This is a genomic window from Isoptericola sp. NPDC019693 (assembly GCF_044389085.1).
In the GTDB taxonomy this organism is placed as follows: Bacteria; Actinomycetota; Actinomycetes; order Actinomycetales; family Cellulomonadaceae; genus Isoptericola.
Genome location: NZ_JBIRXP010000002.1, coordinates 824,781 through 844,043, shown reverse-complemented (window position 1 = coordinate 844,043; position 19,263 = coordinate 824,781). Strand labels below are relative to the sequence as shown.

Here is a 19,263-nt window from a genome sequence, read left to right as displayed (position 1 = left end):
GGCCCGGCGGCCACCCGGGCCGCCCCACCCCGCGGCGGCCGGCCCTCCCACCCCACCCCCGGCCCCCCGGGGGGGGGGGCCCCCCCCCGCCGGCCCCCCCCCCCCCCCCCCGCCCCCGCCCCCCCCCCCCCCCCGCTTCTCGTTCCCCCTCGACCCTCTCGGCCTTGACGTAGCGATCGGTCGCCGTCCCGCGGTGGGACGGCGACCGATCGCTGCGTCGGACTCGGCCCGGCGCCTCAGTGGGCGGGGACGAGACCCGGCATCGCGTCGAGGTCGAGGTCCGGGTTCTTCTCCTGCGTCCGCACGAGCGCCTTGGCCTCGGCGTCGGTGTCGACCGACGGCATCGAGCCCGGCAGCGGCTTGCCCGCGCTCTCCTTGACGAAGCCGACGGCGACCGCGCCGACGAGCGCGAAGCCCATCAGGTAGTAGGCCGGGGCCATGCTCGAGCCGGTGGCCTGCGTGAGCGACTCCACGATGAGCGGCGTCGTACCGCCGAAGACCGCCAACGCGACGTTGTACGCCAGGCCCATCGAGCGGTAGCGCACCGCGGTGGGGAACATCGCCGGCAGGGTCGCGGCCTGCACGCCGACCATGCACGCCACGGGGACCGCCATCAGCAGCAGGCCGAGGAGCGTGGACCACACGTGCCCCATCGCGAGGAAGAGGAACGCCGGCACGGCGAGGACCGCGAGCGACCCGGCGCCGAACCACAGCAGCGGGCGACGGCCGACGCGGTCGCTGATCGGGCCGGCGACGAGGATCATCACCGCGAGCGCCACGAGCACGGGCACGGTCAGCAGGGTGCCCGAGGTCGCCTCGTAGCCGAGGGTGTCGGTGAGGTACGTCGGCATGTAGCTGGTGAGCGCGTAGCCGGCCGTGTTGGCCACTGCGACGAGCACCATGGCGACGGCGAGCGGGCGCCACTGCGAGCGCAGCGTGACCTCGGTGGGCGCGGGGACGTCGGCGCCGTGGGTCTTCGCGGCCTCGGCCGCGACCTGCTGCGCCTGGAACGCCGGCGACTCCTCGATCTTCAGCCGGAACCACACGGCGAAGGCGCCGATGGGGCCCGCGATGAGGAACGGGATGCGCCACCCGCCGTCGAGCATCGCCTGCTGGCCGAGCGTCACCTGCAGCACCGTCACGACGACGGCACCGAGGGCGAAGCCCAGGTAGCTGCCGAAGTCGAGGAACGACGCCGCCCAGCCGCGGCGGCGGTCGGGGGCGTGCTCGGCGACGAAGGTCGTGACGCCGGCGTACTCACCGCCGGTGGAGAAGCCCTGCACCACCTTGAGGAGCACGAGCAGCAGCGGGGCCGCGACGCCGATCACGCCGTAGGTCGGCAGGAGCCCGATGAGGAACGTGGAGGCCGCCATCATCACCAGCGTGAAGGCGAGCACCTTCTGGCGGCCGACCTTGTCGCCGATGCGGCCGCAGACGATCCCGCCCAGCGGGCGGGCGACGTACGTGGCGGCGAACACCCCGAGGGAGAAGAGGATCTGCACGCCGGACGACGCCTGCGGCAGGAACACGGCACCCATCGTCACGGCCAGGTAGCCGTAGATGCCGACGTCGTACCACTCCATGAGGTTGCCGACGGCCGTGCCGCCGATCGTCTTCTTGAGCATGGAGTTGTCGACGACGGTGACGTCGGAGACGCGCAGCCTGCGGCGGGCGGCCCGGGCTGCGGGCGCGTCCTCGGGGGTGGTGCCGGTCGGTTCCTGAGGGAGTACGGCGGTCATGTCTTCCTTCCGTGGCCGGGGCTGCGGCACGCGGTGTGACGCGGCGGCCCGGCCCGTGACAGGGAGCCGGCACCCGCTGCGAGAGCGGGGCCGAGCCCGAACATGGGCGACCACGTTACCGATCCTTGACCGGGAAGCAAGTTCGTCAGGGCAACCATGGTCGCTCATGGACCCGGCGCCCCACCCCGCCACCTGCGACGACACCGTTCCTTGGCACGCCGTTCGTGAAGCCCGCCACAGGGCCCCACGGGCGTGCTCCGAGCCCCGCCGACCAGCCGTCGCGACGGTGTGCGACGGCACACGCTCGCTGGACCCCGCGCGCGCCGGGCGTTACGTTCTCGCAAGCAGCCCGGTCACGGGCGGCAACGGCGCCCGCACACCGGAGGACACCCCGCATGATCGACCACGAGGTCCGCGTCTACCGTTCCGACGAACCGCTGCCGCGCGAGGAGCAGCTCGCATGGAAGATCGCGGAGGTGGCCGCCGAGCAGCTCGAACCGACGCCGGAGGTCACCGACATGGTGATCAACCGGGTCATCGACAACGCTGCCGTGGCGACCGCGTCGCTGGGCCGTGGGCCGATCCTCGCGGCCCGCACGCAGGCGGAGGCGCACCCGGTCTCGCGCGGCGGGGCGGGCTCGACGGTCTTCGGCTCCCCCGAGCGCACGAGCCCGGAGTGGGCGGCCTGGGCGAACGGCGTCGCCGTGCGCGAGCTGGACTACCACGACACGTTCCTCGCGGCCGAGTACTCGCACCCGGGCGACAACATCCCGCCCCTGCTCGCCGTCGCCCAGCACCTGGGGCGCACGGGCGCGGAGCTGCTGCGCGGGATCGTCACCGGTTACGAGATCCAGGTGGACCTCGTCAAGGGCATCAGCCTGCACGCGCACAAGATCGACCACGTGGCCCACCTGGGCCCGTCGGCCGCGGCGGGCATCGGCACGCTGCTGGGCCTGCCTGCGGAGACCGTCTACCAGGCGGTCGGCCAGGCCCTGCACACGACGACGGCGACGCGGCAGTCGCGCAAGGGCGAGATCTCCACGTGGAAGGCGCACGCCCCCGCGTTCGCCGGGAAGATGGCGGTCGAGGCGGCGGACCGCGCGATGCGCGGTCAGACCTCCCCCAGCCCGATCTACGAGGGCGAGGACGGCGTGATCGCCTGGCTGCTCGACGGCCCCGACGCCCGCTACACGGTGCCCCTGCCGGCCGCCGGCGAGGCGCGCCGCGCCATCCTCGACACGTACACCAAGGAGCACTCGGCCGAGTACCAGGCGCAGGCGTGGATCGACCTCGCCCGCCGTCTCGGCACCGAGCGGCCCGAGCTGCGCGACCCGTCGAACGTCGTCGGCGTCGTGCTGCACACGAGCCACCACACGCACTACGTCATCGGCTCGGGCTCGGGCGACCCGCAGAAGTACGACCCCACGGCGAGCCGGGAGACCCTGGACCACTCGATCCCCTACATCTTCACGGTCGCGCTGCAGGACGGCGCCTGGGACCACGTCGGCAGCTACTCCCCCGAGCGGGCCGCCCGCCCGGACACGGTGGAGCTGTGGCGCAAGGTCACCACCGCCGAGGACGCCGAGTGGACGCGGCGCTACCACTCGAGCGACCCGGACGAGAAGTCGTTCGGCGGCCGCGTGGAGATCGAGCTCGCGGACGGCTCGCGGGTCGTGGAGGAGATCGCCGTCGCCGACGCGCACCCGCTCGGGGCGCGGCCCTTCGCGCGCGAGCAGTACGTGGCGAAGTTCCGCACCCTGGCGGCCGGGGTGCTGGCCGACGAGGAGGTCGAGCGCTTCCTCGACGTCGCGCAGCGCCTGCCGGAGCTCACCGCCGACGAGCTCTCCGGTCTGACCGTCACCCCGCTCTCCGACCCGCTGGCGGCCCACCCCGTCGCGCGCGGCATCTTCTGAGGAGGCGACCGTGCTCTACTCGACCACCACCCCCGCCGCCAAGCGCGCCGCGTTCCGCGAGCGCCTGCGCTCGGGCGAGCTGCTGGAGCTGCCGGGCGCGTTCAACCCGCTCGCCGCGCGGCTGATCCAGGACAAGGGCTTCGACGGTGTCTACGTCTCGGGCGCGGTCGTTGCCGCCGACCTGGGTCTGCCCGACGTCGGGCTGACGACGCTCACCGAGGTCGCGACACGCGCGGGGCAGATCGCCCGCATGACCGACCTGCCCACCCTCGTGGACGCCGACACGGGCTTCGGCGAGGCGATGAACATGGCGCGGACGGTGCAGGCGCTAGAGGACGCGGGCGTCGCGGGCCTGCACGTCGAGGACCAGGTGAACCCCAAGCGCTGCGGGCACCTCGACGGCAAGCAGGTCGTGGACGAGCCGACGGCGCTGCAGCGCGTGCGCGCGGCGGTCGCCGCGCGGCGCGACGAGAACCTGCTGGTCATGGCCCGCACCGACGTGCGCGCCGTGGCGGGCCTCGCGACCGCCGTCGACCGTGCCAAGGCGCTCGTCGACGCCGGCGCCGACGCGATCTTCCCCGAGGCGATGCGGGACCTGGCGGAGTTCGAGGCCGTCGCGAGCGCCGTCGACGTCCCCGTGCTCGCCAACATGACCGAGTTCGGCAAGTCCGAGCTGTTCACGAGGACGCAGCTCGCCGACGCGGGCGTGGCCCTCGTCATCTACCCGGTCTCGTTGCTGCGCCTCGCGATGGGGGCGGCCGAGCGCGGGCTCGACGCCCTGCGGGCGGAGGGGTCCCTGGCGGGCCAGGTCGAGCACATGCAGATCCGCGCCCGGCTCTACGAGCTGCTCGACTACGCCGCCTACTCGGCGTTCGACACCGGCGTCTTCGACTTCAGCCTGGACGACAACCTGCACGGCTGACGGCCGCATCGCAGCGAAGGAGCACCCGATGACCGAGCACAGCGACCCGACGCCCCGGCAGGCCCAGGAGCCGGAGGTCCGACGCGGCCTGGCGGGGGTGGTCGCCGACGTGACCGCCGTCTCCAAGGTGGACCCCGAGACCAACTCCCTGCTGTACCGCGGGTACCCCGTCCAGGACCTGGCGGCGACCCGGCCGTTCGAGGCGGTCGCCTGGCTGCTGTGGCACGGCGAGCTGCCCACCGACGACGAGCTGGACACGCTGCGCGCGACGGAGCGGGAGCACCGCCCGCTCGCCGACGACGTGCGGGCAGCGATCGACCTGCTGCCCCTCACCGCGCACCCGATGGACGAGGTGCGCACGGCGGTGAGCGTCATCGGCGCGCGCGAGGCCGCGGGCCTCACGGCCCTGGAGGCGGCCGCCGACCCCGGCGTCAACCTCGAGCGCAGCGTGCGGCTGTTCGCGGCCCTGCCGGCCGTCGTCGCGTACGGGCAGCGCCGCCGCCAGGGGCTGGAGCCGGTGGCCCCGCGCGACGACCTGGACTTCTCCGCGAACTTCCTGTGGACGACGTTCGAGGTCGAGCCCGACCCCGTGGTCGTCGACGCGTTCAACCGGTCGATGATCCTGTACGCCGAGCACTCGTTCAACGCCTCCACGTTCACGGCGCGCGTCATCACGTCCACGCTCAGCGACCTGCACTCGGCCGTCGTGGGCGCGATCGCGGCGCTCAAGGGGCCGCTGCACGGCGGCGCGAACGAGGCGGTGATGGAGACGCTCGCGGAGATCGGCACGGCCGAGCGTGCCTCCGCGTGGCTCGACGAGGCGCTCGCGCAGAAGCGCAAGATCATGGGCTTCGGGCACCGCGTCTACAAGCACGGGGACTCACGGGTCCCCACCATGAAGGCGGCGCTCGACACCCTGGTCGCCCACTACGACCGCCCCGACCTGGCCGCCCTCTACGACGCGCTCGAGGCCGAGTTCGTCAGCCGCAAGGGCATCTACCCCAACCTGGACTACCCGTCCGGCCCCGCCTACCACCTCATGGGTTTCGACACGGCCACGTTCACGCCGCTGTTCGTCGCGGCCCGCGTCACCGGGTGGACCGCGCACATCATGGAGCAGCAGGCCGCCAACGCGCTCATCCGCCCGCTGTCGGCGTACGTGGGACCGGAGCGCCGCGAGGTGCCCGCGTCGTCGTGACCCCGGCGGGGGCGCCGGTTCCCCGGGGGTCGGGACCCGGGCTCGCGCCTCCGGCGAGGAACGGGGTCACCAGGCCTGGGACGGCGGCGGCGGCGACGGCGAGAAGCTCGTGCTCGTCGCCGTCGACGACGGGGTAACGACCTCGGCCCCCGGCGCTCACGGCCACCAGGGTGGCGAGCCCGGCGCGGCGCTGGAAGACCGACTGGCGTACGCGCCAGCCCACGATGCCCTCGCGCCGCAGCAGCACCGTGGAGCGGCGGACGCTCCCCCGGCGCACCACGAGGTGGCCGTCGGTCAAGGTGTGGCCGAGGCTGCGCGCGGCATCCCACGCCCAGACGGCGAGGGCCCCGATCGCCGCGACCGTCGCCAGCGCGGTGGTGACGACCCAGGGCGTGGCCATCGGGACCTGCGACATCAGGGCGCACCAGCCGAGCGCGAGCGCGAGCCCCACCGACAGCCCCCAGCGCATCCTCCGGGCGAGGGCGCCGGCAGGGTGGGGGGCGAGCGACGGGAACGGCTCTCCGCCGAGCCGCTCGACCACGCCGACGGCGATCGTCCTCGGTGCCGCCGGCAGCAGCGTCGAGGTGTCGGCGCTCTTCGCCGTCTCGGGGTCGAGCCCCGTGGCGACCACGTCGACCCGCGCCGCACCCGCCAGCCGGGCGCCGAGCGGCTCGACGAGGTCCAGCCCCCGGACCCTCCGCTCCTCCAGGGTCAGCGACCGCCGGGTCAGCAGACCCCGCTCGACCCGCACGGTGTGGTCCCGGGCCAGCTCCAGCCGGTAGCGCCACCACAGCTCGACACAGAGCCCGACGGCCAGCGCGGACGAGACGACCAGCACCAGCAGCGCACCGACGATGGCGACCGGCCATGGTCCGTGGCGGGCGGCGAGGCCCGCCACGACCTCGATCGGCAGGCTTCCCCGCCCGAACCAGTCGGAGAGCTGGAACGTCTGCGCGACGACGACCGCCGCGAAGATCCCCGTCGCGACCGAGGCCGGCGCGAACCTGACCCAGCCGGGGCGCCACGTGGCGACGCGCTCCGCGGAGCGTCCGTCGTGCGTGGCGCCCTCGAGCAGCGTCGCCCGCAGCTCCTCGCCGACGAGCCGGCCGACGGGGTCGAGGACGAGGGTCCCGCCGTCCGCGCCGCGCGCGCCACGCTCTCCGCTCCCGACGCTGACCCGCACCAGCCCGAACGCGCGCAGGAGCGGGTGCGCGTGCAGGTCGACGGTGCGGATCCGGCTCCGCGCTACCCGGCGACGCCGCGCGACCAGGACGCCCGAACGCACCTCGACGGCGTCCGGGAGGACCCGGAACCGCGTCCTTCGCCACCGGAGGTCGTCCGCGAGGGTTCCCCCGCCGACCAGCAGGAGAGCACAGGGCACCACCCACGCGAGAGCGGTGCCGAGCGACCCGGCGGACGCGAGTGCGATCACGGTGGGCACCCCGCCGAGCGCCGCGGCTGCTGCGAGCAGGAGAGCGGTCACCTTCACGGTGCCGCGGTCGAGCGTCTGCCAGGGCGCCGGCCTCGTGTCGGGGCCGCGGGTCATGTGGCGTCCGCAGGGGTGGCGTCGGTCCGGCGGGCGAGCTCGTGCGCCACGGCCTCCGCCTCGTGGTGGTGCAACCCGGCGATGGTCACGTCGCCGGCTGCCGAGGCCGTGGTGACCCGTACCGTGGCGAGGCCGAAGACCCGCTGCACGGGCCCCCTCGTGGTGTCCACCGTCTGGATCCGGGACATCGGCACGATCCGCCAGCTCTGCCAGACGTAGCCGGTACGGGTGTAGACCGCGTCCTCGGTCACCTCCCAGCGGTGGACCCGGTGCCACCACACCGGCAGGAGGACGGCCGTCACCCCGCCGGCGAGGGCCACGACGCCGGCGCCGCCGAGGAGCCAGGCGCGCGCCGGGGAGATCGCCGCGCCGAGCACCACCAGGGGCACGAGCACCGCCGCGGTGACGAGCAGCAACCGGCTCCGCCACCAGTGCACCACCCGCGCCCCGTACCGGTGGCGCGGGGGACGCAGGCTCACCCCGGCCGCCACGCTCACGGCGTCCCCGTCGTGCCGGCGACGGCGCCCGGGTCGAGGAGCTGGTCCACGTAGCCCGCGAGGGTCTCGCCCGCCCCGGACAGGTCGAACGAAGGGTCGCGCAGCGCCTGGCCCACGAGAGCGTCGACGGCGCCGCTCACGCTGATCGCGAGCACCTCCGCGTCCGGCGCCGGGGAGTCACCGGCGGGCCGCTGCGCGAGGGCGGCGCGGACGAGATCGGCGAGCGCACGCCATCGGCTCTCGACCTGGCTGCTCGCGTCGTCGGGCCCGCCGACCCGCCCGAACGCGTCAGAGATCAGGCGGGCCTCGGAGCGATGGGCGTCGAGGTGGTCGACCAGCGCGGTGATGTAACGGCGCACCGCGTCCCGCGGGGACGCCGCGTCGGAGAGACGCTCCGTGACGGCGGCGGCGATCCGGGCGTAGACGTCGTCGAGGGCTGCGGCGACGAGCTGGTCACGCCCTTCGAAGTGATAGACGATGCTCCCCTTCGCGATGCCCAGCCGCCCGGCGATCCTCGCCAGCGAGGCGCGCTCGAGGCCGGTCTCCGCGACGGTCTCGACGGTCGCGCGGATGATCTGCTCGCGGCGCGCCCGCTGGATGAAGGACGGGCCGGCGTCCGGGTTTGACCGCATGGTCAAAATTTAGCACGACCGGTCAGTCTCGGTGCTCGCACGGCCGCCGACGCCGCTAGGCTCGACGTCATGTCGACGGACTACTCCGACTTCGAGTTCGAGCGCCGGTTCTTCGTCCGGGAGCTGCCGGACGCGCTGCGCGACGCGCCCGCCCTGATCGTCCAGTCCTACTTCCTGTCGGACGGCGGCTACGCGCTGCGCGTGCGCGTGCAGGCCACGGGTGTGGAGGCACGGCTCGGCCCCGACAGCGACGCCCGTGACGTCCTCGAGCTCTACCGTTCGCGCGTCGACTTCGCCGCCGTGACCGTCAAGGGCCCGTCGGTGGGAGGCACCCGTTACGAGGCGGAGCGCCAGCTGGACCCGAAGGTCGGCGCGGAGCTGGTGCGCCGGGGCGGCGCGCAGGTCATCAAGACGCGCTACGCGGCCTGGCTGGGCGCGGACGGCTGGTCGATCGACGTCTTCGGCGGTGCCAACGCCCCGCTCGTCGTCGCCGAGTGCGAGCGCTCGGGCCCGGTCACGGACCTCCAGATCCCCGACTTCTGCGTCACCGAGCTCACCGACGACCGCCGCTTCTCCAACGAGTCGCTCGCCGTCGACCCCTTCCGGGGCTGGTCCGCCGCCTACGCCCAGGAGCTCGCCGCCCAGGGCCCCCGCTTCCGCGACGACTTCGGCGGCAACTCCACGATCACCACCTGACGCAGCCCGTCGCGCCCGGCCACCGCGCGTCGGCCGGGATCGCCGGCCGCACCCGCACGGCAGGTTCGAGGCGTCACCAAGCCTCGTGGGGCACCGAGGGCGAGGGATCAGGAGAGCGGGAGGTGCAGGATCCTTCGCGCGGTCGTATCCCTCCCGAAGTGGAGCGCCCCCTGGGGCGCGTGAACGCGACCGCGCGAAGGATCCTGCACCTCCCGCGGCGCCGAGCAAGCGAGCACGAGCAGCTCAGTGCCAGGTCGTGATCTCCACGACGCCGGGCTTGTACTCGAAGTGCCAGGGCTCGTAGTTCCCGATGCCGCCCCGCTGCGCCCACGGCGGGTTCTCCCACCCGTACGCGGGCCCGTTCTCCCACAGCCAGCCGTAGACCTCGCTGGAGCGGTACTCGTCGCCGCACAGGTCGATGGCGAGCCCCCACCCGTGCATGGACGTGCCGGGCGTCGCGGCGAGATGACCGCGGCTGGCCTTGACGGCGTACTGGGAGGAGATGGAGCGGTAGCTGTCGACGAGGCACAGGTCGCGGCCGAACCGGACCCGGAAGGCCTCGTTGAGCGCGCTGAGGGCGACGGCGGCGTCGGCCCGCAGCTTCTCCCCGGGCTGCCAGATGTCGCAGAGGGAGTGGTCGGCCAGGGTGCCGTTCCCGCCCTCGATGGTCGCCTCCGCGTCGCACCCGGGGAGCGGGCTGCGCTCGGTGCCGCGGCTGGCGGCCGACGCCTCGACGCGGACGTCCCGGGGAGCCGCGGCGATGCCCTGCGAGGTGCGGGGGGTGTCGACGCCCTGCTCGAGCAGGGCCAGGGTGGAGGGCCCCGCAGGCTGGGTGTCGAGGTCGAACGGGGTGCCGCCGTGCGCCTGGTCGTCGGTGACGAGGGGTGCGGCGATGGTGGCGGCGGCGAGCGAGCCGAGCACGGTCAGCCGGGTGACCCAGGCGTGCCCGGCGGGCGCGGCGTGGCGGCGGGTGGAGCGGTCGTTCCGGGCGGCCACCGGCCGGGTGCGGGGCTTCTTGCCGGCCCGCGCGAGCTCGGCCTCCCGGATCTCGCGACGGGAGCGCGGCGCGGCTGCGTCACCCTGCGACGTCGCCTCCACGGCACCTCCGCGCTCGTGCCCCGGGCGGCCTCCGTGGTCGCCCAGGTCCTCGGACCGAACACGGACCGCCCGGTGCCGCGTGGCCTGCACGCGGCCGCGCGAGGCGATCCGTCACGGAACCATAACGGGGTCGGGCTCCCCCGCCAAGTCCCGGTCCACCGCCGGCGGGACGGCTCCCGCGGACCCGCGTCGTGGAAGGGTGTCCACGCTGCTCACCGAGGGCGCGCCCGAGGTGGGACGACGTGGTCAGGGCCGCCGCTGCATGGCGTCGCGCACCTCGCCCACGAGCTCCTCGAGGATGTCCTCGAGGAACACGACACCGAGGACGCCGTCCGGGCCCTCGACGCGCGCCAGGTGGGCACCCGAGCGCTGCATGGCGCGCAGCGCGTCCTCGACCTCGTCGGCCGGCCGCACGGACGCGAGCGCCCGCACGCGCCACGCCGGCACCGGGTCGAACCGGTCGCCGTTCGAGGCGTACAGGACGTCCTTGAGGTGCAGGTAGCCGCGCAGGGCGTCGTCGTCCCCCCGCACGGGGAACCGGCTGAAGCCGGTGCGGGCCACGAGGTGCTCGACGTCGTCGGGCGTGGTGCGGGAGCCGACGGTGACCAGCCGGTCCACGGCCACCATGACGTCGCCCGCCGTGCGCGAGGAGAACTCGATGGCCCCGGCGAGCAGGCCCTGCTCGTCGCGCAGCACGCCCTCGGCCTGCGAGTGCTCGACGATCGACTGCACCTCCTGGGCCGTGAAGGCGGAGGCGACCTCGTCCTTCGGCTCCACGCCCGCGAGCCGGACGGCGTGGTTCGCGACCCAGTTGAGGGCCGCGATGACCGGGCGCACCGCGCGGCCCAGCAGCACCAGCGGCGGCGCGAACCACAGCGCGGCCGTCTCCGGCCCGGCGACGGCGAGGTTCTTGGGCACCATCTCGCCGAGCACCACGTGCAGGTACACGACGATCGCCAGCGCGAGGACGAGCGACACCGGGTGCAGCAGGGCCTCCGGGACCCCGAGGGCCGCGAACGGCACCTCGAGCAGGTGCGCGAGCGCGGGCTCGGCGACGATGCCCAGGCCGGTGGAGCACACGGTGACCCCGAGCTGCGCGCACGCCAGCATGAGGGACACGTGCTCCATCGCCCACAGGGCGGTGCGCGCGCGCCGGTCGCCGGCCTCGGCCCGCGGCTCGATGGCGCTGCGGCGCGCGGAGATGACGGCGAACTCGGCGCCGACGAAGAACGCGTTGCCGGCGAGCAGCAGCACGCCGACCAGCAGAGCGGTCCCGGTGCTCATCGGCCCGCCTCCCCGCGCCCGGGCTCGGCCGGGTCGGCGGCGAGGACCCGCAGCCGCTCGACGCGCCGCGCGTCCATCGCCTCCACCCGGAGCAGCACCCCGCCGGTCTCGACCGTGTCACCCACCTCGGGCACCCTCCCCAGCACCGCCATGACCAGGCCGCCGAGCGTCTCGTAGGCCGGCCCTTCGGGCGCCACGAGGCCGGTGCGCTCCTCCAGCTCGTCGGGCCGCAGCACGCCGGGCACGACCCACGACCCGTCGGCGCCGCGCACGACGCCGGCGCGGCGCGGGTCGTGCTCGTCGGCGACGTCGCCGACGAGCTCCTCCACGACGTCCTCCAGCGTGACGATGCCCGACGTGCCGCCGTACTCGTCGACGACGACGGCCATCTGCAGCCCGAGGCCGCGCAGCTCGACGAGCAGCGGCCCGAGCCGGACGGTCTCCGGCACCCGGGGCGCGTCGACCATGAGGGCGGCCGCCGGCACCTCGCCGCGGCGGTCGTGGGGCACCCCGACGGCGCGGCGCAGGTGCACGAGGCCGACGACGTCGTCGCGGTCCTCGCCGATGACCGGGAACCGGGAGTGGCCCGTGCGCCGAGCGAGGTTCACGACCTCGGCGGCCGTGGTGTCGCGCTCCACGACGGCCATCCGCATGCGGTCGGTCATGACGTCGCGCGCGGAGAGCTCGTCGAGCTCGAGGGAGTTGGCCAGCAGGGTCGCGACGGACTGGTCGAGCGTGCCCTCCTGCGCCGAGCGGCGCACGAGCGACAGCAGCTCGGAGGACGACCGTGCGCCGGACAGCTCCTCGCGCGGCTCGACACCGACCCGCCGCAGCAGGGCGTTGGCGGAGCCGTTCAGCACCGTGATCAGCGGCCGGAAGACCATGGTGAACACCCGTTGCACCGGGACCACCAGGCGGGCCGTCGCGTGCGGGGCGGAGAGCGCGAAGTTCTTGGGGATCAGCTCGCCGAAGAGCATCGAGAACGCGTTGACGACGACGAGCGCGAGGACGCCCGCCAGCACGCCGGCGACGCCGCGGCCCAGCGCCGTCGCCGCAAACGCCTCGGAGAACAGCGACAGCAGCGCCGGCTGGGCGGTGTAGCCCAGCAGGATCGTCGTGATGGTGATGCCCACCTGGGCGGAGCTGAGCTCCGTGGACAGGTGCTTGAGCCCGGCGCGGACGGCGCGGTCCCGTCGGTCGGACGGGCGTCTCGCCGTGTCGCCGCCGGGCGGCGGACTGTCGCCCTCCTCGTCGTCGCCCCCGAGGACGGCCGGGTCGAGGGTGACGAGCGAGAACTCGCTGGCGACGAACACGGCGGTGCCGGCGGTGAGGACCACGCCCAGCACGATCATGAGGACGTCGCCTAGCACGGGCGGCTCCCCCCGGTGCGGCGCGGCGGGCGGCGGGACGGCGCGGTCGGCCGCGCGCGATATCGACTCTCGTCCATCGTGCTCCGATGTTATCGGGACGACGCCGACGGGCGAGCCGTGTCCACGGCAGCGCCGGTCGGCGCCCCGCCGGCGTCGCGCCCGCGTCATGAAGATCCGCCGTCGCCCCCGGACAGCGTGTACTCAGCGCTCCCCCAGGATGCCGGTGCAAGATGGCACCATGACCACCGCGACCCCTCCGAGCACCCCGGGCACCTCGGGCCAGCAGAACGCCACCGTGCTCGTCGTCGAGGACGAGCCCGCGATCGCCGCCGCCATCGCGCAGCGCCTGTCCGCCGAGGGCTGGCGGGTCGAGGTGGCGCGCGACGGCCTCGCCGGCGTCGACGCCGCCTCCCGCCTGCACCCTGACGCGATCGTGCTGGACGTGATGCTGCCGGGCATCGACGGCCTCGAGGTCACCCGCCGCATCCAGGCGGAGAACCCGATCCCGATCCTCATGCTCACCGCGCGCGACGACGAGACCGACATGCTGGTCGGGCTCGGGGTCGGCGCCGACGACTACATGACCAAGCCGTTCTCCATGCGCGAGCTCGTGGCGCGCGTCAAGGCGCTGCTGCGCCGCGTGGAGCGCGCGCAGCAGGCGGCGGTCACGACCCCCGCCGACCCGCCGATGGTCATGGGCGACGTGACGATCGACCGGGCGCAGCGCCGCGTGCACCGCGCCGGCGACGAGGTCCACCTGACGCCGACGGAGTTCGAGCTGCTGGTCATGCTCGCGAGCTCGCCCAAGACCGTCCAGACGCGCGAGCGCCTCCTCGCCGAGGTGTGGGACTGGGCGGACGCCAGCGGCACCCGCACCGTCGACTCCCACATCAAGGCGCTGCGCCGCAAGCTCGGTCCGGACCTCATCCGCACCGTGCACGGCGTCGGGTACGCGTTCGAGCCGCCGGAGGCCTGATGGATCCCGCCCCCGGCGACGACGGGCCCGCCCCCGCCGCGCCGCGGCGCAAGGAGCACCACCTGCTGCCCGACGTGCGCCCGCTCGACCCCCTGCGCTCCCTGAAGACCAAGCTGGGCGTGCTGGTGGTGGCGACGGTCACGTTCGCCGTGCTCATCACGTGGTTCGGCCTGCAGAACGAGCTCGGCCCCACCCGCACCCTCCCGCTGGCGATCTTCCTGTCGCTGGTGGTCGTGCAGCTGCTCGCGCGCGGGATGACGTCGCCGCTGCGCGACATGACCGCGGCCGTGCAGGCGATGGCGGCCGGGGACTACTCGATCCGCGTGCGTGCGACGAGCCGCGACGAGGTGGGCCAGCTCGCCGAGGCCTTCAACGTCATGGCGGCCGACCTCGACGCCTCCGACCGCGTGCGGCGCGAGCTCATCGCGAACGTGTCGCACGAGCTGCGCACGCCCGTCGCCGCGCTGCAGGCGCAGCTCGAGAACATGGTCGACGGCGTCACCGAGCCCACGCCGTCGGCCCTCGAGCTGTCCCTGGAGCAGACGGAGCGGCTCACCCGCCTCGTCACGTACCTGCTCGACCTGTCGCGGGTCGAGGCCGGCGCGTCCGCCCTCGTGCTCAGCGAGTTCTCGGTGGGCGACTTCCTCGAGGAGTCCGCGCAGGCGATGTCCATGGTCGACGCCGCCAAGGGCCTGAGCTACGTCGTGGACGTCACCCCGCCGGACCTGGCGCTCGAGGCCGACGTCGAGCGGCTGCGCCAGGTGGTCACCAACCTGCTCCAGAACGCGATCCGGCACTCGCCGCACGGCGGCACGGTGCGGCTCGACGCCTATCCGGTGGACGACGAGATCGTGCTCGAGGTGAGCGACGAGGGCCCCGGCATCGCGCCCGAGGACCGCGGCCGCATCTTCGAGCGGTTCGCGAGCGGCGCGGCCGCCGGCCGGCCCCACGCCGCCCCGCCCTCCGGCATGGCCAGCGGCGGCACCGGCATCGGCCTCGCGATCGTCCGCTGGGCGGTCGACCTGCACGGCGGGCACGTGGAGGTCGCCGACACCGACCGGGGGGCGACGATGCGCGTGACGCTCCCCGCCCAGGCCCGGCCCGCCCCCGGCGTCACGACCGAGCCGTCCGACTGAACCCCGCGCCGCGCCGGCACGCCGGTGCGTGGTGACGTTGGTCACACTCGCCCGTCACAGGACGGCGCGCGTGGTGCGGACATGACGTCGGAACACGGAGTCATCGGGTCGACCCGATCAGTCGTTGCCCACCGCATTACCGGACGGTCACGATGCCGCGTCACGAGCCCCGGAGCGGCCGTCTGACGCCGCTGACCCTCCCCGGGAGGACGCGTCGAAGGACGTAGGCTGGACCTGCGCACCGGCGCTGCCGGGCGCATTTCCGGTCGAAGAGTTGCAACTGTGTGAAAGTGGGCGATCCGCGCGTGGTGTCCCCGAAGGACGGGTCAGAGTCGATCAGCGTGGCGAGCGCGTTCGGAGCCAACGAATGGCTCGTCGACGAGCTCTACGAGCAGTACCTGAAGGACAAGAACGCGGTGGACCCCGCGTGGTGGGACTTCTTCGCCGACTACGAGCCGGGTGAGAGCAACGGCGGCGCGGCGGACGCGGCACCGGCACAGCCCGCGGCACCGGCCCAGCCGGCCGCGGCGCCTGCGGCCCCCGCGCAGCCCCAGACCCCGCCCCCGGCGGCCCAGGGCTCCCGGTCGGGCACCGCCGCCGCCGAGACCGCGAAGTCGGAGCGGCGGGCCGCGAAGCCGGCCCCGGTCCCCGCGGACCCCGAGGTGAGCGCCGTCCGCCCGGTCGCCGAGGCCCTGCCCGCGACCGCGCCCTACGCCGAGGTCGCGAAGTCCTCGCCGAAGTCCACGGAGGACGAGGCCACCGACGACGTGCAGAAGCTGCGCGGCCCCGCCGCGCGCGTCGTCACCAACATGGAGGCCTCGATCGAGGTCCCGACGGCGACGTCGGTGCGCGCCGTGCCCGCCAAGCTCATGGTGGACAACCGCATCGTCATCAACAACCACCTCGCGCGCGGGCGCGGCGGCAAGATCTCGTTCACCCACCTCATCGGGTTCGCGCTCGTCGAGGCGCTGTCCGACATGCCGGTGATGAACGCGCACTACGAGAGCATCGACGGCAAGCCGCACGTGGTGCAGCCCGCCCACGTCGGCTTCGGCCTCGCGATCGACCTCGCCAAGCCGGACGGCTCGCGCCAGCTGCTGGTTCCCAGCGTCAAGAAGGCCGAGGAGCTCGACTTCGCCGGCTTCTGGGCCGCGTACGAGGACCTCGTGCGCAAGGCGCGCGGCGGCAAGCTCGGCATGGACGACTTCGCCGGCACCACGATCTCGCTGACCAACCCGGGCGGCATCGGCACCGTGCACTCGGTGCCGCGGCTCATGGCCGGCCAGGGCACGATCATCGGCGTCGGCGCGATGGACTACCCCGCGGAGTTCGCGGGCGCGTCCGAGGAGCAGCTCGCCCGCATGGGCATCTCGAAGGTCATGACGATCACGTCGACCTACGACCACCGCATCATCCAGGGCGCGCAGTCCGGCGAGTTCCTCAAGGTGCTCGCGAGCAAGCTGCTCGGCCTGGACGGCTTCTACGACCGCGTGTTCGCGGCCCTGCGGGTGCCGTACGAGCCCGTGCGCTGGGTGCGCGACAACACGGTGGACGCCGATGTCGAGGCCGCGAAGCCGGCCCGGATCGCGGAGCTCATCCACTCCTACCGCTCGCGCGGCCACCTCATGGCGGAGACCGACCCGCTCGCCTACCGTCAGCGCAAGCACCCCGACCTGGACATCCAGAACCACGGCATGACGCTGTGGGACCTGGACCGCACGTTCCCCACGGGCGGCTTCGGCGGCAGGACCAAGGACACGCTGCGGGACATCCTCGGCCTGCTGCGCGACTCGTACTGCCGCACCATCGGCGTCGAGTACATGCACATCGCCGACCCGGCCCAGCGTAAGTGGCTCCAGGAGCGGCTCGAATCGGGCTACGCCCGCACCCCGCGCGAGGACCAGCTGCGCATCCTGCGCCGCCTGAACTCCGCCGAGGCGTTCGAGACCTTCCTGCAGACCAAGTACGTCGGCCAGAAGCGGTTCTCGCTCGAGGGCGGCGAGTCGGTCATCCCGCTGCTCGACGCGATCCTGTCGCGCGCCGCCGAGGGCGGGCTCGACGAGGTCGGCATCGGCATGGCGCACCGCGGCCGCCTCAACGTGCTGGCGAACATCGCGGGCAAGAGCTACGGCCAGATCTTCAAGGAGTTCGAGGGCCAGCTCGACCCGAAGAGCGTGCAGGGCTCGGGCGACGTGAAGTACCACCTCGGCACCGAGGGCGTGTTCACGGCCGAGTCCGGCGCCACCACGAAGGTGTACCTGGCGGCGAACCCGTCGCACCTCGAGGCGGTCGACCCGGTGCTCGAGGGCATCGTGCGCGCCAAGCAGGACCGCATCGACCTGGGCGGCGACGGGTTCTCCGTGCTGCCGATCCTGCTGCACGGCGACGCGGCGTTCGCGGGCCAGGGCGTGGTGCCCGAGGTCCTCAACCTCGCCCAGCTGCGCGGGTACCGCACCGGCGGCACGATCCACGTGATCATCAACAACCAGGTGGGCTTCACCACCGGGCCTTCGTCGTCGCGCTCCACCACCTACGCGACCGACGTCGCCAAGGGTTACCAGATCCCCGTCTTCCACGTGAACGGTGACGACCCCGAGGCCTGCGTGCGCGTGGCCGAGCTGGCCTTCGCCTACCGCGAGCAGTTCGACCGCGACGTCATCATCGACATGGTCTGCTACCGCCGCCGCGGCCACAACGAGGGCGACGACCCGTCGATGACGCAGCCGCTGATGTACAACCTCATCGAGGCCAAGCAGTCGGTGCGCAAGCTGTACACGAAGAACCTCGTGGCGCGTGGCGACATCACGGTCGAAGAGGCCGAGCAGGCGCTCCAGGACTACCAGGCGCAGCTCGAGCGGGTCTTCACCGAGACCAAGTCGGCCGGCAAGGCCAGCGCGCCCGACGGCGAGGACGAGATCCTCGGCCTGGAGCGCCCGGAGGCGCAGCGCGAGGGCGCCGGCGACATGGTCGGCTGGCAGACGGCCGTCCCGCACGCCGTGCTCGAGCGCGTGGGCGCCGTGCAGGTGTCCGCCCCCGAGGGTTTCACGGTCCACCCGAAGCTCGCCCAGATGCTGCAGAAGCGGCAGCTCATGGCGAAGGAGGGCGGCATCGACTGGGGCTTCGGCGAGCTGGTCGCCTTCGGGTCGCTGCTCATGGAGGGCACCCCGGTGCGCCTCGCCGGGCAGGACTCCCGCCGCGGCACCTTCGTCCAGCGCCACGCCGTGCTGCACGACCGCAACACGGGCGCCGAGTGGACGCCGCTGCTGTACCTGTCGGGCGACCAGGCGAAGTTCTGGGTGTACGACTCCTCGCTCAGCGAGTACGCCGCCCTCGGGTTCGAGTACGGCTACTCCGTCGAGCGCCCGGACGCCCTCGTGCTCTGGGAGGCGCAGTTCGGCGACTTCGTCAACGGTGCCCAGACCGTCATCGACGAGTTCATCTCGTCCGCCGAGCAGAAGTGGGGCCAGCACTCGTCGCTGGTCATGCTGCTGCCGCACGGCTACGAGGGCCAGGGCCCGGACCACTCGTCCGCCCGCATCGAGCGCTTCCTCCAGCTCGCGGCCGAGAACAACATGACCGTGGCGCAGCCGTCCACGCCGGCGTCGTACTTCCACCTGCTGCGCCGGCAGGCGTACGCCCGCCCGCGCCGCCCGCTGGTCGTCTTCACGCCGAAGCAGCTGCTGCGGCTCAAGGCGGCGGCCTCCAGCGTCGAGGACTTCACCACGGGCACCTTCGAGCCGGTGCTGCCGGACACGACGGTGGACGCGGCGCAGGTCGACCGCGTGCTGCTGTGCACCGGCCGCCTGTACTACGACCTCCTCGCCGAGCGCAGCAAGCGCCAGGACACCCGGACGGCCATCGTCCGCCTGGAGCAGCTGTACCCGTTCCCGGAGGAGCAGGTCCGCGCGCAGCTGGCGCAGTACCCGGGCGCCGACGTCGTGTGGGTCCAGGACGAGCCGGAGAACCAGGGCGCCTGGTCGTTCCTGCACCTGGCCCTGCCGGAGGACCTGCCCCGCGTGCGCGTGGCGTCCCGCCCGGCGTCCGCGTCGACGGCCGCCGGCACGGCCAAGCGGCACAAGGAGCAGCAGGAGGTCCTGCTCGCCCAGGCCTTCGACCGCTGACCCTGCCGAGGTAGTTCGACACTCGCCGAGGTAGTGGGGAGGGGGGGGGGCCCCCCCGGGGGGGGCCCCCCCGCCGCCACACACCGCGCGGGTGGGAACAACACCGCCCGGGCCGCGGGGGGACGGCGGGGGCGG

14 protein-coding genes are annotated in these 19,263 nt (G+C 73.8%); 7 read left to right on the top strand and 7 right to left on the bottom strand.

Translation table 11 applies throughout. The features are described from left to right. Positions 1-236 precede the first annotated feature (236 nt). Entirely contained in the window at positions 237-1,739 is a 1,503-nt protein-coding gene (locus ACH436_RS09135) for an MFS transporter (protein WP_430559876.1), read from the bottom strand. Between the two features lie 395 nt (positions 1,740-2,134). Here ACH436_RS09135 and ACH436_RS09130 point away from each other — a divergent pair, with 395 nt between their 5' ends. The 3 genes from ACH436_RS09130 to ACH436_RS09120 are packed head-to-tail and all read left to right on the top strand — an operon-like array spanning position 2,135 to position 5,772. Then, entirely contained in the window at positions 2,135-3,652 is a 1,518-nt protein-coding gene (locus ACH436_RS09130; protein WP_430559875.1) for an MmgE/PrpD family protein, read from the top strand. Positions 3,653-3,662: 10 nt separating this feature from the next. After that, positions 3,663-4,574, top strand: coding sequence for a methylisocitrate lyase (gene prpB / locus ACH436_RS09125; RefSeq protein ID WP_430559874.1), 912 nt, complete (start codon positions 3,663-3,665; stop codon positions 4,572-4,574). Between the two features lie 28 nt (positions 4,575-4,602). Next, positions 4,603-5,772, top strand: a complete 1,170-nt coding sequence (locus tag ACH436_RS09120) for a bifunctional 2-methylcitrate synthase/citrate synthase (protein WP_430559873.1) — start codon at positions 4,603-4,605, stop codon at positions 5,770-5,772. On the opposite strand, the gene ACH436_RS09115 is transcribed toward ACH436_RS09120, so the two are convergent. Genes ACH436_RS09115 through ACH436_RS09105 form a run of 3 tightly spaced genes read right to left on the bottom strand, consistent with a single transcriptional unit; the run spans position 5,711 to position 8,447 of the window. Then, positions 5,711-7,318: a PH domain-containing protein gene (locus ACH436_RS09115; protein WP_430559872.1), complete on the bottom strand. Its 1,608-nt coding sequence runs from the start codon at positions 7,316-7,318 to the stop codon at positions 5,711-5,713. The two genes, ACH436_RS09120 and ACH436_RS09115, sit on opposite strands and share 62 nt — an antisense overlap. Continuing rightward, positions 7,315-7,815, bottom strand: a complete 501-nt coding sequence (locus ACH436_RS09110) for a PH domain-containing protein (protein WP_430559871.1) — start codon at positions 7,813-7,815, stop codon at positions 7,315-7,317. Before ACH436_RS09110 ends, ACH436_RS09115 begins: the two co-directional genes overlap by 4 nt. Continuing rightward, positions 7,812-8,447 (bottom strand): TetR/AcrR family transcriptional regulator, encoded by a 636-nt coding sequence (locus tag ACH436_RS09105; protein WP_430559870.1) that lies wholly within the window; start codon positions 8,445-8,447, stop codon positions 7,812-7,814. The genes ACH436_RS09110 and ACH436_RS09105 overlap by 4 nt, the downstream gene beginning before the upstream one ends. Positions 8,448-8,516: 69 nt before the next feature. On the opposite strand from ACH436_RS09105, the gene ACH436_RS09100 reads away from it, so the two are divergent. Then, positions 8,517-9,143 carry a CYTH domain-containing protein gene (locus ACH436_RS09100; protein ID WP_430559869.1) on the top strand — a complete coding sequence of 209 codons (627 nt, stop codon included), beginning with the start codon at positions 8,517-8,519 and terminating at the stop codon, positions 9,141-9,143. A 243-nt stretch (positions 9,144-9,386) separates the two neighbouring features. On the opposite strand, the gene ACH436_RS09095 is transcribed toward ACH436_RS09100, so the two are convergent. The 3 genes from ACH436_RS09095 to ACH436_RS09085 form a co-directional block, all read right to left on the bottom strand. Beyond that, positions 9,387-10,241 carry a D-alanyl-D-alanine carboxypeptidase family protein gene (locus ACH436_RS09095; RefSeq protein WP_430559868.1) on the bottom strand — a complete coding sequence of 285 codons (855 nt, stop codon included), beginning with the start codon at positions 10,239-10,241 and terminating at the stop codon, positions 9,387-9,389. 246 nt (positions 10,242-10,487) lie between these two features. After that, complete coding sequence (locus tag ACH436_RS09090) at positions 10,488-11,525, bottom strand: hemolysin family protein (protein WP_430559867.1); 1,038 nt, start codon at positions 11,523-11,525, stop codon at positions 10,488-10,490. Beyond that, on the bottom strand, positions 11,522-12,895 hold the full coding sequence (locus tag ACH436_RS09085) for a hemolysin family protein (protein ID WP_430559866.1): 1,374 nt from the start codon (positions 12,893-12,895) through the stop codon (positions 11,522-11,524). Before ACH436_RS09085 ends, ACH436_RS09090 begins: the two co-directional genes overlap by 4 nt. A 238-nt stretch (positions 12,896-13,133) precedes the next feature. On the opposite strand from ACH436_RS09085, the gene ACH436_RS09080 reads away from it, so the two are divergent. The 3 genes from ACH436_RS09080 (at position 13,134) to ACH436_RS09070 (ending at position 19,128) form a co-directional block, all read left to right on the top strand. Then, positions 13,134-13,871: a response regulator transcription factor gene (locus ACH436_RS09080; protein WP_430559865.1), complete on the top strand. Its 738-nt coding sequence runs from the start codon at positions 13,134-13,136 to the stop codon at positions 13,869-13,871. Continuing rightward, complete coding sequence (locus tag ACH436_RS09075; protein ID WP_430559864.1) at positions 13,871-15,007, top strand: ATP-binding protein; 1,137 nt, start codon at positions 13,871-13,873, stop codon at positions 15,005-15,007. Before ACH436_RS09080 ends, ACH436_RS09075 begins: the two co-directional genes overlap by 1 nt. Positions 15,008-15,348: 341 nt before the next feature. Then, positions 15,349-19,128 carry a multifunctional oxoglutarate decarboxylase/oxoglutarate dehydrogenase thiamine pyrophosphate-binding subunit/dihydrolipoyllysine-residue succinyltransferase subunit gene (locus tag ACH436_RS09070; RefSeq protein WP_430559863.1) on the top strand — a complete coding sequence of 1,260 codons (3,780 nt, stop codon included), beginning with the start codon at positions 15,349-15,351 and terminating at the stop codon, positions 19,126-19,128. Positions 19,129-19,263: the final 135 nt, after the last annotated feature.